The 13,731-nt window shown below is 34.4% G+C and carries 11 protein-coding genes, 4 tRNA genes and 1 pseudogene; 7 read left to right on the forward strand and 9 right to left on the reverse strand.

Features of this window, described 5'->3' with window-relative positions:
• Nucleotides 1-127: 127 nt before the first annotated feature.
• The 5 genes from ACFIMU_RS06025 (at nucleotide 128) to ACFIMU_RS06045 (ending at nucleotide 3,319) form a co-directional block, all read left to right on the forward strand.
• Nucleotides 128-1,339, forward strand: coding sequence for an AI-2E family transporter (locus tag ACFIMU_RS06025; RefSeq protein ID WP_375606626.1), 1,212 nt, complete (start codon nucleotides 128-130; stop codon nucleotides 1,337-1,339).
• Complete coding sequence (gene hdaA / locus ACFIMU_RS06030; protein WP_375609379.1) at nucleotides 1,336-2,025, forward strand: DnaA regulatory inactivator HdaA; 690 nt, start codon at nucleotides 1,336-1,338, stop codon at nucleotides 2,023-2,025. Before ACFIMU_RS06025 ends, hdaA begins: the two co-directional genes overlap by 4 nt.
• A 706-nt stretch (nucleotides 2,026-2,731) precedes the next feature.
• Nucleotides 2,732-2,808: transfer RNA gene (locus ACFIMU_RS06035), tRNA-Pro, on the forward strand.
• Between the two features lie 89 nt (nucleotides 2,809-2,897).
• Entirely contained in the window at nucleotides 2,898-3,203 is a 306-nt protein-coding gene (locus ACFIMU_RS06040) for an ETC complex I subunit (RefSeq protein WP_375606624.1), read from the forward strand.
• A 39-nt stretch (nucleotides 3,204-3,242) separates the two neighbouring features.
• Nucleotides 3,243-3,319, forward strand: a tRNA-Arg gene (locus tag ACFIMU_RS06045).
• A gap of 1,063 nt (nucleotides 3,320-4,382) precedes the next feature.
• Here the strand turns inward: ACFIMU_RS06045 and ACFIMU_RS06050 are convergent.
• The 4 genes and pseudogenes from ACFIMU_RS06050 to ACFIMU_RS06065 form a co-directional block, all read right to left on the reverse strand.
• Nucleotides 4,383-4,475: pseudogene (locus ACFIMU_RS06050) on the reverse strand (DUF4102 domain-containing protein); the annotation flags it as partial.
• Between the two features lie 716 nt (nucleotides 4,476-5,191).
• A tRNA-Val gene (locus ACFIMU_RS06055) sits at nucleotides 5,192-5,266 on the reverse strand.
• A 97-nt stretch (nucleotides 5,267-5,363) separates the two neighbouring features.
• Nucleotides 5,364-5,726 (reverse strand): cell cycle two-component system response regulator CpdR, encoded by a 363-nt coding sequence (cpdR, locus tag ACFIMU_RS06060; RefSeq protein WP_005773448.1) that lies wholly within the window; start codon nucleotides 5,724-5,726, stop codon nucleotides 5,364-5,366.
• Between the two features lie 839 nt (nucleotides 5,727-6,565).
• Nucleotides 6,566-7,483, reverse strand: a complete 918-nt coding sequence (locus tag ACFIMU_RS06065; protein WP_375696897.1) for a serine aminopeptidase domain-containing protein — start codon at nucleotides 7,481-7,483, stop codon at nucleotides 6,566-6,568.
• Nucleotides 7,484-7,741: 258 nt separating this feature from the next.
• On the opposite strand from ACFIMU_RS06065, the gene ACFIMU_RS06070 reads away from it, so the two are divergent.
• Complete coding sequence (locus ACFIMU_RS06070) at nucleotides 7,742-8,209, forward strand: Hsp20 family protein (RefSeq protein WP_375607095.1); 468 nt, start codon at nucleotides 7,742-7,744, stop codon at nucleotides 8,207-8,209.
• 252 nt (nucleotides 8,210-8,461) lie between these two features.
• On the opposite strand, the gene ACFIMU_RS06075 is transcribed toward ACFIMU_RS06070, so the two are convergent.
• Nucleotides 8,462-8,538 (reverse strand) — tRNA-Pro (locus ACFIMU_RS06075).
• Nucleotides 8,539-9,143: 605 nt separating this feature from the next.
• Here ACFIMU_RS06075 and ACFIMU_RS06080 point away from each other — a divergent pair.
• A complete protein-coding gene (locus tag ACFIMU_RS06080) occupies nucleotides 9,144-9,509 on the forward strand; it encodes an iron-sulfur cluster assembly accessory protein (protein ID WP_375607096.1) in 366 nt (121 codons plus the stop codon).
• A gap of 70 nt (nucleotides 9,510-9,579) precedes the next feature.
• On the opposite strand, the gene mazG is transcribed toward ACFIMU_RS06080, so the two are convergent.
• The 4 genes from mazG to ACFIMU_RS06100 all read right to left on the reverse strand — a co-directional run bounded on the left by mazG (nucleotide 9,580) and on the right by ACFIMU_RS06100 (nucleotide 13,729).
• Nucleotides 9,580-10,395 (reverse strand): nucleoside triphosphate pyrophosphohydrolase, encoded by an 816-nt coding sequence (gene mazG, locus ACFIMU_RS06085; RefSeq protein WP_375607097.1) that lies wholly within the window; start codon nucleotides 10,393-10,395, stop codon nucleotides 9,580-9,582.
• A gap of 33 nt (nucleotides 10,396-10,428) precedes the next feature.
• Nucleotides 10,429-11,358 (reverse strand): lipid A biosynthesis lauroyl acyltransferase, encoded by a 930-nt coding sequence (locus tag ACFIMU_RS06090; protein WP_375607171.1) that lies wholly within the window; start codon nucleotides 11,356-11,358, stop codon nucleotides 10,429-10,431.
• Nucleotides 11,359-11,364: 6 nt separating this feature from the next.
• Nucleotides 11,365-12,393 (reverse strand): zinc-binding dehydrogenase, encoded by a 1,029-nt coding sequence (locus ACFIMU_RS06095; RefSeq protein ID WP_375607098.1) that lies wholly within the window; start codon nucleotides 12,391-12,393, stop codon nucleotides 11,365-11,367.
• A 61-nt stretch (nucleotides 12,394-12,454) separates the two neighbouring features.
• The gene (locus ACFIMU_RS06100; RefSeq protein ID WP_375607099.1) at nucleotides 12,455-13,729 is read right to left on the reverse strand and encodes a beta-ketoacyl-ACP synthase; all 1,275 of its coding nucleotides are present in this window, start codon (nucleotides 13,727-13,729) and stop codon (nucleotides 12,455-12,457) included.
• Nucleotides 13,730-13,731: the final 2 nt, after the last annotated feature.

Genomic DNA, 13,731 nt, shown 5'->3' on the forward strand with positions numbered 1-13,731 from the left:
TGATATTATGCAATGCCATGATAGAGTTCTCTCTGCAAGAGATATTGATAAGAAAATAAGCAACTTTTCTTGTAGCTTATTTTGAAGTTGTTTATAATTCTTTGTGAAGTTTTTTTTAGGATATTTTATGAGCAAGATATCAGATAATCACGGACAGTCTTCTTGGAAACTTATGAGAAAGAAAGTGAGTGAGAATACATCTCGTGATCGTTATAAGACTTATGTGCCAGCGTATACTCAATTACCGTTGCCGAATAATATGAAAAGACAAATCTTTTTTTGGCTGGGTACGCTGATTTTTTTCATTCTTTTTATGTTTGTTTTTGGATCGATTTTGCTTCCTTTTGTGGCAGGGATTGTGTTGGCTTATTTTCTCAATCCCATTGTTCAATTACTTGAAAAATTTGGTATTCGTCGTGTGTTTGGGACTGTCCTTATTACCTTATTTATTGTTATTATCTTTGTTGCTGCTTTAGTTATTTTGATTCCTGTTATTAGTTGGCAAATACAGCAGTTTATGAGTGATGGTTTACCTGTTTATATTAATCGTATTCAAACCTTTTTTGTTGAGCATGATTTTGATTGGTTAAGGCGCTATTTTGGAAGTGATCCAAATGAATTACGGAATAATATTAAAGGATTTTTGGGCGAAGGTTCGGATTTTATTACGTCTCTTTTGAATTCACTTTTAAAGTCAGGAAAATCTATCGTTAATATCGTTAGCCTATTTGTTGTGGCACCTGTGGTGGCATTTTATATGTTATTAGATTGGCCACGTATGGTAACAGCAATCGATTCGTTAATACCGCGTGATCATCTTGAAACCGTCCGTAGTATTTTTCATGAAATGGATAGAGCTATTGCAGGCTTTGTTCGTGGACAAGGAACAGTTTGTCTCATATTGGGAGGCTATTATGCTATTGGTTTAACGATTGCAGGACTCAATTTTAGTCTTTTGATTGGTATGTTTATTGGTCTTATTAGCTTTGTTCCTTATATCGGCACAATGAGTGGTTTGCTCCTTTCTGTTGGTATTGCATGGGTCCAGTTTTATCCCAATAATTGGGGGGGAATCATTGTTGTGATGGCACTTTTTTTAATTGGTCAATTTATTGAAGGTTATATTCTTCAACCCAAGCTTGTAGGTTCATCAGTGGGATTACATCCCGTATGGTTGATGTTTTCACTTTTTGCTTTTTCTTCACTCTTTGGTTTTACTGGTATGCTTGTTGCTGTTCCTGCGGCAGCGGCTGTTGGCGTTTTAGTTCGTTTTGCTCTTCATACTTATCTGAGTTCTCAGATGTATTCGCGAAGCGGAAATTCGGAGCCGCTAAAATGAATGGGTGTGAAACGCAATTATCTTTAAATTTTCCTTATGATCCGATTTTTCAATTTGAGGATTTAGTGGTAACGGAAAGTAATCGTATGGCTTTTCAGCTTATTGATCACTGGCCCAATTGGAGCTTACCTATTGCAGTTTTAGTTGGTAAAGAAGGATCTGGAAAAACGCACTTTTCTAATATATGGCTCCAAAAAGCAGATGCTTTCAGGATTCAGTACAATGAACTTGATCAGGCTGTTACTATGGCTTCTTTAGGCAGATCATTTTTAATAGAGGATATTGATACAGGTGAAATCAATGAGACAGAACTTTTTCATTTAATTAACAGTATTAAGCAAACAAATCTTGATGCACGACAAGCTACTTTATTGATGACGGCACGAACACTTCCTTCCGCTTGGAATTTAACGTTAAATGATCTAAAAAGTCGTCTTAATTCGGTGATGTTCGTTGAAATTAATCAGCCTGATGATGCATTGTTAACAGCTGTTGCTTTTAAGCTTTTTTCCGATAGGCAACTTATTGTACATCCAGATACGGTTTATTACCTTGTAAGTCGTTGTGAACGTTCTTTATTTTCATTGAAGCGTGTTATTGATTCTGTTGATCAGTTGGCATTACAAAGAAAAAGAAAAATAACACGTGCTGTTATTGCTGAAGTTTTGAATAGAAGAAATCCGTAAATACTCTTTATCGCGGCTTACCTATTCTGACCTTTTATTATCGTTTCAATATGTGAAAAGACAAGTCATTTAAATTTTTTCTTTTTTGGATATCTATATAAGAGAGAAAAATAGTGTTTTTTACTTTTGTCATGTGATTATTTTAAATAACTTTGAGATTTTATTGTATGATATTGAATTTTTTTCATCTTCGCATTTGAAAATTTTTTTAAAAAGAGCACTTTATTTATAATGAAACCTTTGTGCTTTGAAAAAATGTTTGTTGTTTATGAATATGAATTGTCGTAGATTCTAGAGTTTTTAATAAAAGAGTCCTTGGGAAGATAGAAAAAGAGGAGAAAAAAGCTTAATACAGCTGAATTCTTTGGCTTATGTTCTCTTTGGGAAAATTTTTCTATGATATTTAAGTTGTTTTTTTCTAAAACTGTATCTGTGAAATGCGTTTTGATACAGTGAGAGCTTGCTTAAAACAGGATAAAAATTATGAAGTCTTTATAGAGAAATTCATTCTTTTTTAATATAGATTGGATTTTTTACGGAGGTTATTTTCTACTATTTGTCAATAAATTTGTTATTGAGTAGGGGAAAAAATTAAAAAATGTTCTTTTTTGTAAAGAAATGCAACAAAATTTAAAAAAAGTGTGTTTTTCTCTTGCACTTCTGTTGTGAAAATTTTAGGAAATGTGCATCAAGTAAATGTAAATGGCGGAGCGTAGCGCAGCCTGGTAGCGCACCTGATTTGGGATCAGGGGGTCGTAGGTTCGAATCCTATCGCTCCGACCATATTTGATTGAGTGTGTGAAAATGACCAAATTGGGTACGTGTGATGAGAAACTATCATTCAAGCGTTGTTTAATCTGAAGGAAAAAGACATGATCGCACGTATTTATAGTCCTGCTAAGACAGCTATGCAGTCAGGTAAGGGGAATACAAGTTTTTGGGTTCTAGAGTATGAGCCGATGAAAGAAAAAATGCTTGAACCTCTTATGGGATACACGGCAACGTCTGATATGAATAATCAGGTAAGGATCCGATTTAATAGGAAAGAAGAAGCGATTGCTTTTGCACGTAAGAATGCTATCTCTTACCGTGTAGAAAAGAAACATACATCGATTCGACGTGCTATTTCTTATTCTGATAATTTTCGCAGTGATCGGCAGCAACCTTGGACACATTGAATTAAAAATGCTATTTTGAATTGAGAAAATAATCAGTTGGGTCCCGTAGCTCAGCTGGATAGAGCAACGGCCTTCTAAGCCGTGGGTCACAGGTTCGAATCCTGTCGGGATCACCATGTTTAAATAATATCAATAGGCTATAAAGAGAGTTTTCCTCTTATTGTATTAGCTTATTTTTCTGTATAATCCCGAACCTTTTTGATGTTTTTTGGTTGATTTTGTTGCTAAACGTTTTTCTATTGACTGTTTTAGTATAAAATAATGCTGTTTTACCTTTTTTCAGTAAAAATTGTTTTTGATTACTGAAACTTATAGCATTGCATTTTCGTGCCGCGTGTTGCTACTACATTACATGCTTTAGGAAACAGATTGTAAAAATTCTTTTTTAAGAGCTTCTTTTCATTTTTCTGAAAATGAATATTTTATTTCTTAGATTAGATTTAAGCATTGCTGCTAATGCTGGTGAAATTGCAAAAAAAACATCTATTGTAATTTTTTTATTTTTTATGAATAATATTATTATATTTTTCAGCATGACCTTTAGTAAGATCGACTTTGATTATATACAAGGCATGATGGATGTGATTTAGAACAGTTTATGAAACATTGAAGAATAAAAACGATATCTGTTTATGATGAGAATTTACAGGCGGCACAAGAGGTGGAGAATATCTTCTTGTCTTGGAAGCAGTGGATTCATAACGAATTGCTTTTTTATAGTTTTTTCGTATAAGAAGGTGTTATATGTGCCGCCCAGATAAGATATTGTTTTTTTCAATGAGAGGCATTTGCGGACAATTTGATTTAACGTGATTATCACTGTTTCTCAGGTGTGGTTATAGATATTCATCAATATTTAGGTTTTCTTAGTCTTATCGGTTTAAGAATATATGCTGTGTATTTATATGAATGGAGATAGATTGTATCTCAGAATTAAGTTTTTAGATTTCATATTTAAATTTTCAAATGTTTTTTCTTATTTCTTTATAGTTTGTACATCATATTAGAGGTATTTTAATATTGGATAACAATCACATTAAAATGTTATGCAGATGAGATCTGAAGATCTAAATTCACACGATTCAAGGTGATCATTATTTCAATAGAAATACAGTGTGAGGAGAATGCCATTTTATGCGCTTGTTTTAAGAGATATCTCTTAAAGCTCACTTCACGCTAGCGCTCGTGAATAGTACAATGATAAATCCATTGAGCGCCTCCATCTTTACGCTTATGAAGTAACAAGCCGGCACTATCATACACTTTGCCTATTTTTTAGCCCCCGATGTTGCGATAAATCTTAGCATTTGAGGTAGTTATCGGCATTTTTGTGCTTTTTTATACAATTTTTACTTAATATTAATTCCTCTTATGACGTGTAAAAGAGACGGTTTTGATTAATTCAATATAAATAGGTTTGAAATGAGAAAACATTACGATATCTGGATTTCTCATTTAACATGGCAAACAATAAAACATGATTATGAATCAATATATTTTTAGAATGAAAAAATTTGCTTTTATCGTATTTTTTTACTCTTTTTAATATTTTATTATAATCTGTAATTGGTAAATTCAAAATACAGCTCTAAGGCTAAGTGTTTTATATCTATCGAAGTGACTGTTGTTATATCTAACTGTTTGAACAACAAGTGTATACCAATAGACATGAAAGAATTAAGAAAAACAGGGGATAGATCAGGAAATAAACAATGTTTTTTTGAACAGAAGTCTATGCTTGTGGAAAGAGTTTTAAAATCAAACTTTTAATCTGTTGCAAAATGAGGCTGTTATTACGTTTTTGATATTTTTTAGATGGCTTCCCCAAAGAGGCGCTATCAGAACGTAAAAAAATATTAGAAACACTCTGTAAAGTATGTCCTTTGTAGAGGCATGTTGCAAAATCTTATTTCCGAATCTTTATTTACGCATCCCGTACCTTGGAAGAATACGATAATTCAATAATTTATTTATACTATAAAATTGAATGGTGGGCGTGACAGGGATTGAACCTGTGACCCCTACGATGTCAACGTAGTGCTCTCCCGCTGAGCTACACGCCCATTCATTGATGTTGCATACACCATATAGAATGCCAAACGTCAATGCCTAATTTTATTTTCTCTTTCAACAGATGCAAATAACTTTAAAAAATACTTTTTAAGCAGCGATAAGGATCTTTTCAACTTCATTGACGAGTTCACGTAAGTGAAATGGCTTAGAGAGAACCTTTGCATCAGGAGGGGCATCACTATTTGAATTGAGTGCTACCGCTGCAAAACCTGTAATGAACATTACTCGTAAATCAGGGTCAATTTCAGTAGCACGTCGTGCAAGTTCGATTCCGTCCATCTCTGGCATCACAATATCAGTCAGGAGAAGGGAAAATGGCTCTTCTTGTAAACGTTCATATGCGCTAATACCATTATCGAAATCGGCGACTTCGTAGCCTGCACGTTCTAAGGCTTTTACGAGAAAGCGACGCATATCGTTATCATCTTCTGCGAGCAGGATTCGTTTCATGATTATGTTCCAATGGCTCCATTTGTCAGAGTTTTGCCGCATCAATTATACAATATAGAGTATTTAGAAAAAAGATGGTAAAATGCTCATAATTGAAATGAATGGCAAAATGGTTAATTCTTACATTCTGATTTACAATACAGCATATTCGTTGTGAGTTGGTTAAATTCGAAATATATGTGATTTTGAAAAAAGAAGGGGGGCTCTAAAACTTCTAGGATGATTCATTGCTATCTTTTCTTTTAAATTTGCTGATTATTATCAGAATTCCATTAAAAAAATTATGAAAACCATTATTGTAGGGACTTCCTATATCGAGAAATTAAAAGAATATTATGTTAATTTATTGTTTTTAAAAATTTCTCCTAAGAAATAGAAATTTTATATTTATTTGTTTTTATAGAGATTTGTAATAAATATTATAAATGCGCTTTATTTCCAGTTTTTTCCTTAAATGGATGAAAAGTATTATTTTCTAGATATAATATTAAATGAGTATTTTATAACAAATAAAAAATAGTATTTTGATGCTTTATTTGTAAATATGTATCATGTTATATTAAGATAGATTTATTATTTTTATTTATATAAATAGTTTTTTTATTAAGTTATTTTTTATGATGTAAAATAATATTTTTTAATGTAATGATATACTTTGTATATTAGTTTTTTATTAGAATGCGTGGTGAATATTTAGGTCATGGTTTGCCTGTAAAGGCTAGAAAACAAATCATATGAGTGGTTGGAAAGAAAAATCTATTATATTTAAAAGTGTTTGTAGATCCAATGCTCGTAGAAATTTTCTTTTTTGATGGGGCGAAGTGGAAATTAAGGTTTAGTTATTTTACAGATACATTATCGGGAATAAAGGCATCAAATGCAGCAAAAAATTGTTTTTTATAATCTTCGTTAACCATAATTGTATCCAGTTCAGCGCCTGTAATAGTAATACTTTCTGTTAGACGTGTGTGTTGGCATAATTGCCGCACTTCAATGTTGTTTGCAATATTGTTTTGATTGGCAAGAATAAAGAGTGTTGGGATTCGTAAATTTCCATGAAGTACATTTCTCTTCATAGAATCAATCGCATTAAATACTGAAGCCATCCATTGGGATGTTGGGGGCTTAATGGAAGGGAGCGGCACTTTATGTGTGTGTCCCAATTGTATATTTTTTTGTTTTGTCTTGTTTAATTTTTTCCTATTTTTCACTGGTATAAAGCCAAGACCTATATCAGAAAGAAATTGTGTTAATTTATGTTGAAAACTATTCGTTTTATTGCCGAATGGAGCAAAAAGGGGAGAAACACAGAGCAATCTATTAAACTGATGATTAATGAGATCTAATCCGCTAAGTGCTATCAATCCACCTATGCCATAGGTGAGCATAGAGTAAGGCGGCGGACAATTAGGATAAACAATATTTTTAAGAAATTTATATAAGTCATTAATATCATTATTTATATCAAAACAATGATGTCGGCTTTGTTTTCTTATCTTGAAGGATGTTTTTTCTTGATCAAAGCAGTCAAATATTGCTGTATGAAAACCACGTTTAGAAATTTCATTTATTAATAAAAAATATTTTTCTAAAGTATTTGCGTAGCTTTTGAGAATAACAATTGTTCCCTTAGATTTTTCCACCTCAGGATATGTTATAGCAAAACGAATTTCATGATCTATTGCTATTTTAAGAGTATCATGATGGATATTAAGAGAAGTGGAACCCCAGTCTATGGGATAAAGAGGTGTTTCCAATTGAAATCCTTTACATTGTATTTGTCGCTTAGTGCTTTGACATTTATGTAATGAAGAAAGAGGATTTAAAAAGGGGTATATTGCTTTTTAGATAGTTTTTATCAATTTAGGTCCCAAAGAGTTGAAATAAAGAAAAACGATTACTAGATAATATAGTGTGGTTGCCATGATGGGGCCGCAGGTTCACAAGCAAGTTTGCCATTTGGGAACTTTGTGAATCAATTATAAATTATAGTCGCTCTAGAGGAGGGCAATATTATGCGTCAAGTAGACTTTTCACCATTTTATCGTTCCACAGTAGGTTTTGATCATCTTTTTAATTGGTTTGATTCTAGAACCCAACCAGATGAAGTTTCTTCTTATCCCCCTTATAATATTGAACGTTTAACTGAAGATTCTTATAGAATTTCTATGGCTGTTGCTGGTTTTTCTCAAGATGAAATTGATATTGAAACACATTGTAACCAGCTGATCGTTAAAGGAGACAGAAAGCCTGAAAATGATGCTGAAGAACGAGAGTTTCTTTATCGAGGTATTGCTTCGCGTGCTTTTGAACGGCGTTTTCATTTGGCTGATCATGTTAAGGTTATTGGGGCAGAACTTGGAGATGGGCTTCTTCATATTCAGCTTAAAAGGGAAATGCCAGCTGAATTAAAACCAAAAAAGATAACCGTACAGATGTCACCATCCATTACAAAAAATGATAACAGCGACGTTATCGTGTAAAGAAAATTTAGAAAATATGAGATCGGATAATTATAAATTTTTCTGAAGAATAAAAAACGCGAGGCAAAAAGTCTCGCGTTTCGTATGTGTTTTCCTAAGAACGAAGCGCATTTTAATAAAACAGCTTATCTCAAATTTATGATAAAATATCACTGCACATTATTTTACGTTGAAGAAAAAGTTCATGTGTGTGCAATTAAAATGCGTAATAATCCACTTTTTAAGTAAGCTTATTTTATAGCATTTTAAAAATGGTCGGAGCGGCGGGATTTGAACCCACGACCCCTTGACCCCCAGTCAAGTGCGCTACCAAGCTGCGCTACGCTCCGAGTTCGTGTAAAACGATTAAATGACTGTTTCTTTAAAGGCAAGAGAAAAAATAAACAGAATAAAATCTAAAATGCTCTTGCACTTAGAGCTTTTGAAAGTAAAAATTTTGGACATCAATATTTTGTTGTTAATTCAAGATAAATAACGAATTTGTAAAATTCTTTGTGATCATTAAATTTTTAGCTCTATAGTTAATAGATGTATGCATTTAATTACTTTTGAGATTGTGAGGAGGGGGTAAGATTGGTGACTTTAGGGGTATGAATTGGAGCAAATGAGTGCGGAAGGTATATTTTTTCTTACCTAATCGTTACTTTTCTAAAAAGATAAAGATTTTCAAAAGAAGAGGAGTGAATGTATGGTTTTGAAAAGTTTTCGTTTTTTTAGAGTTTTATAGACGAGGTATTTTCATTTTATGTGGATAAAAAATTGTAAGTTCTGGATTGTATAATCACAAATCTCATTTTACGGGTATGTATTTTTATCCAAATAAACAAGATCAGAATGCTTTAATTTATGTTTCGTTTTTTTTCTAAAATATCAGATAAAATATTATAGAGGAAAAACTTTCAAAGTGTCTATTGGACTAAGAAAAGAGTAAAGGATGAGCCGTTTTTCGGTAATAAATTTGACGCAAGCAGCAGTGGATCGTGTTAAAGCGATTATGGATGAAAAAGATGCACAGGGTATTCTTGTTGGTATCAAAAAAGGTGGTTGTGCAGGGATGGAGTATACAATTACTCTTGTCAAAGAAAAGGGGATAGATGCGGATGTTGTTGAAGTGAATGGTGCCCGTGTTTTTGTAGCACATGATGCGGTATTATTTTTATTAGGGACGCAGATGGATTATGAAGTGACAACGCTGCGGTCTGGTTTTGTCTTTAAAAATCCTAATCAAGTTTCAGCATGCGGGTGTGGAGAATCGGTGGAACTTCGTCCTGCTACGCAGGATCAATATAAAACAAATTGAACTAAGCTAAATTATAATTTAGTAATTTTAGAGGCGCTTGTTCTTTTAGGTAGAAGAAATCTACTATTTTTTATCGTTCATTTTTAGCTTGCTTCCAAAGTGCTTCCATTTCATTCAAGGATGCGTCAGTAAGTGTTTTAGATTGAGTGGATAGCTTTTCTTCAATATAGGCGAAACGATTTCGAAATTTTATATTCGTTTTTTTTAATGCTTTTTGTGAATCAATCGCTAAGTGGCGCGCGAGATTAAGGAGTATAAAGTAGAGATCTCCAAACTCTGCTTCTATCTCTGAGTTTTGTTTATTTTTGATGGCTTCTTTGAGCTCTTCCAGTTCTTCTTCTATTTTTTCAAAAACTTTATCACTTTTTTGCCAATCAAAACCTACTTTAGCTGCTGCTTCTTGTAAAGCAAGTGCCTCTTGGTTTGCTGGCTGGATTTGTTTTACTGTTGCGAGTATGCTTGTGGAGGAATTGTTGTTTTTTTCTTCGCACATTCTTTTTTGTTCAGCCTGTTCTCTGATTTTTATATATTCCCACTCCTCTTTTATAATCCCCCGTTCTTTTTGCACAGCATTTCCAAAAACATGAGGATGGCGCCGAATCATTTTTTCCGTAATTGCATAAACAACATCTTCAAAAGTAAAACTGCCTTCTTCCTGTGCAATAGTAGCATGATAGACAACTTGTAAAAGAAGATCACCAAGTTCTTCACAGAGATTCCTTCGGTTTTTTTGTTCAATGGCATTGATGACTTCGTAAACTTCTTCAAGCATATAGGGTATGAGAGATTCAAAAGTTTGTTTTTTATGCCATATACAACCACTATCAGGATTGCGTAATGCAGTGATAATTGCGGTGAGATCTTTGATATCTTTTGAGGCTAACATTTTGCACTTCCTTTGTAAGCAATAGAGCTTATGTTAGATGTCCCAACGTCTATGTAACCACATCCATTGTCCAGGATATTCACGGACCCAAGTTTCAACAATATCATTTAATTTTTGCGTAGAAGCCGCTATATCGATATCATTTTTTTCATCACGTGGAAGTTCTACATGTTCATATAACTCTAAACGATGACGTCCTCCAGGTAGACGAATACAACGTGCTGGATAAATATCACAGTCATATTGTCGAGCAAGTTTTATAATTAAGGGGTTTGTTTTAAGAGGTCTGTTAAAAAATGTTCCCATGATACCGCGGCGAAATTTTTGATCAACGAGCATACCAACATTTTCACCTTCTTCTAATTTGGCTGCTAATGCCCATGCGGCACCGGCCTTGGAGGGAACAAGATGTCCCATAGAAGTTTGTCGTGCTTTAAGGATTCGTTTGGCAACATAGGGATTATTGGGTGGTCTAAATAATACCGTAACATTAAGATCAAAACTTTGTGCACAAATAGGCAGAAGTTCAAAATTGCCAGTATGTGCGGTGAAAAAAATATGTGGTTTTTTTTCATTTTTTAATCGCTCAAATATTTCAATGCCTTTAACCTCAATGAAACCTGGCTTGTCTGCATGAGGATCAAAATCAAAAATTTTATCAAGAAAAATATATTCAGCGAGGAAACGTCCTATATTTTCCCACATTTCTATTGCAATCGCACGGAGTTCTTGCTCTGTTTTTTCTGGATATGCACTCCTAAGGTTTGCAAGTGTGATTTGATGACGATGGATAAGGGGACCAATTTTTTTTGCTAACCAAGCAAAAAAAGAAATTCCCATTTTGGCTGGAAAACACTTTAGAATAAATAAAGAACCAAAGAGTAGATATGCCCATAACAAATAGGATATTTTTTTAGCTATAATTTTAATACGATATATGAGATTTTTAAGAGAAAGTTTCATCATGATTTAATCGATTTTAAGGATAATTTTACCAAAAACATCACGACTTTCCATTCGTTTTAAAGCTGTATCAATTTCATCCAGTCCAACAATTGTATCAATGACAGGATGTACGGCTTTTTGTGCCATTTTTTGCATGGCATTTTTCATATTTTCCATACGGCAGCCAAATGAACCGAATATCTTAAGCTGTTGCTGGAATAATTGCATGAGATTTATTGGTGCTGAAACACCAGAGGTAGAACCGCAAGTCACTAAGCGTGCTCCTTTTTTCATACATAACAGAGAACCGTTCCATGTATCGACACCAACATGTTCAAAAACAACGTCAACACCTTTTTTTTGGGTTAATTTCCGCACCACACCTTCAAAACGATCTTTACGATAATTAATCACATGATCTGCTCCAAGAGCGTGTGCTTTTGCAATTTTTTCATCTGAACCTACGGTGGTGATAACTGTACAGCCCATGTGTTTTGCAAGTTGAATAGCTGCAGAGCCAATACCGGAACCACCTGCTTGTATCAGGATTGTTTCTCCTTCTTGTAGTTTTGCGTTATCGAAAAGCATATGTTCTACAGTACCAAAAGTAATTGGAGCAACAGCTGCTTGCAATTCATTACATTGGGGTGGTGCTGGAACCAATAAACGTGCTGGCAGATTAACAAACTCACACGCAAATCCATCAAGATGAAAACCGTAGACTCCCTTTACATTACTGCAAAGATTATCCCGTCCTTCATGACAAGCTTTGCATACTCCGCAGGTTTGTGCACCATAAATTGAGACAATCTGTCCAAGTTGGAGATGTTCAACGCCATCTCCTATTTGTACAACCTCACCAGAGGCTTCTGCACCAATGATGAGAGGCATTTTTCTTTTCGCAAAGGCCATGCCACGCCATCCCCATACATCAATATGATTAAGGGCAACGGCTTTTATCCGCACAGTTACTTCACCTAGACTAGGTGAAGATGGCGAGGGAATATTGGTGATTTCAAGTCGACGTTCATTAAAGAGTTGCAGTGCACGCATTATCAGCCCCCTTAAAAGACGTTATTAGGTTAGCGTTACAAAATTTTTATTATATAAAGGATTATCCTTTATAGGCTGTGATAACAAGACTCATATTTTGACCACCAAATCCAAAAGAGTTTGACAAAACCGCATTAACACAGGCTTTACGGCTATGATGAGGAACAACATCTAAAGGGATGGAAGGGTCAGGATTATCGTAATTTATTGTCGGTGGAAGTACCCCTGATTGAATGGTTAAAAGAGAAAAAACGGCTTCTATTGCACCAGCAGCAGTTAATGTATGCCCAATCATTGATTTATTAGAAGAGACTGGAATATGCTCTAACAGATCACTAAAGACAGTTGATAATGCAAGATATTCCATTTTTTCATTTTCAGGTGTTGAAGTTCCGTGGGCATTAATATAGTCAATTTCATTGATGGTTATTTGTGCATCGTCTAAGGCTTTACGAACGGATTCAATTGCTGGTGATGCATCGGGTTTTGAACGTGTACGGTGAAAGTCATCGGCGGTTTCTCCACAGCCAGCTAAAATTCCTAAAACTGTAGCATTACGGTTTAATGCGCTTTGAAGAGATTCAAGAACAAGAGCGCCTGATCCTTCTGCCATAACAAAACCATCTCTATCACGGCTAAAGGGCTTTGCTGCTTTTTCTGGAGGCTCATTTTGAGTTGAAAGAGCAGATAGTAACGAAAAACGAATAAGAGATTCTGCTGAAACTGATCCATCTGTCGCAATTATGAGCGCTCTATTTGTCTCTCTCCGTCTAATAGACTCAACACCTAATTGAATTGCTGTTGCACCAGATGCACAGGCAGTGGAAAGTGTAACGGGAAGTCCTTTTGTGCCAAATGTTTTTTGAAGTTTTTCTGCAATTGCACCAAATTGTGTGGTTTCAAAAAGTGCCTCATGGAGTTTATGCTTACAGACTTTAAGAAGATCCGCATAAGAAGGCTCATTATTGAATTTTTCCTCTTGATCAAGACTAAAACGTGCTTTCCATTCAAGTTCAACAGGAGGAGCAGCTAGAAAAAGTGGTCCATTAAAATTTGTTTTATCAACAGCTGCTTGTTCTAACGCTTCTTCAGCAGCAAGATGTGCAAGCTTTTCAGAAAGAGCTGAAGCACCAAACGTACTTTCTTTGAGGAAATCAATCGTTCCAGCAATATATGTGTTTAATCCCTCAATGGGAAAACGTGTTATTTTGTGGATTCCGCTTACACCGCTTGTTAATTTTTGCCAATTTTCATGTTTTCCTCGTCCTAGTGATGTGACAACGCCTACACCAGTTATTGCTACAAGTGGACGTCCAAAATGATCATGATATTTCACGA

The organism is Bartonella sp. AC70YNML (assembly GCF_042196545.1).
In the GTDB taxonomy this organism is placed as follows: domain Bacteria; phylum Pseudomonadota; class Alphaproteobacteria; order Rhizobiales; family Rhizobiaceae; genus Bartonella.

Excerpts from the sequence above, each read along its gene's own strand:
- ACFIMU_RS06025 (WP_375606626.1), top strand. The coding sequence starts at position 128 with ATGAGCAAGATATCAGATAATCACGGACAGTCTTCTTGGAAACTTATG.
- hdaA (WP_375609379.1), top strand. The coding sequence starts at position 1,336 with ATGAATGGGTGTGAAACGCAATTATCTTTAAATTTTCCTTATGATCCG.
- ACFIMU_RS06040 (WP_375606624.1), top strand. The coding sequence starts at position 2,898 with ATGATCGCACGTATTTATAGTCCTGCTAAGACAGCTATGCAGTCAGGT.
- cpdR (WP_005773448.1), bottom strand. The coding sequence starts at position 5,726 with ATGAAACGAATCCTGCTCGCAGAAGATGATAACGATATGCGTCGCTTT.
- ACFIMU_RS06070 (WP_375607095.1), top strand. The coding sequence starts at position 7,742 with ATGCGTCAAGTAGACTTTTCACCATTTTATCGTTCCACAGTAGGTTTT.
- ACFIMU_RS06080 (WP_375607096.1), top strand. The coding sequence starts at position 9,144 with ATGAGCCGTTTTTCGGTAATAAATTTGACGCAAGCAGCAGTGGATCGT.
- mazG (WP_375607097.1), bottom strand. The coding sequence starts at position 10,395 with ATGTTAGCCTCAAAAGATATCAAAGATCTCACCGCAATTATCACTGCA.
- ACFIMU_RS06090 (WP_375607171.1), bottom strand. The coding sequence starts at position 11,358 with ATGAAACTTTCTCTTAAAAATCTCATATATCGTATTAAAATTATAGCT.
- ACFIMU_RS06095 (WP_375607098.1), bottom strand. The coding sequence starts at position 12,393 with ATGCGTGCACTGCAACTCTTTAATGAACGTCGACTTGAAATCACCAAT.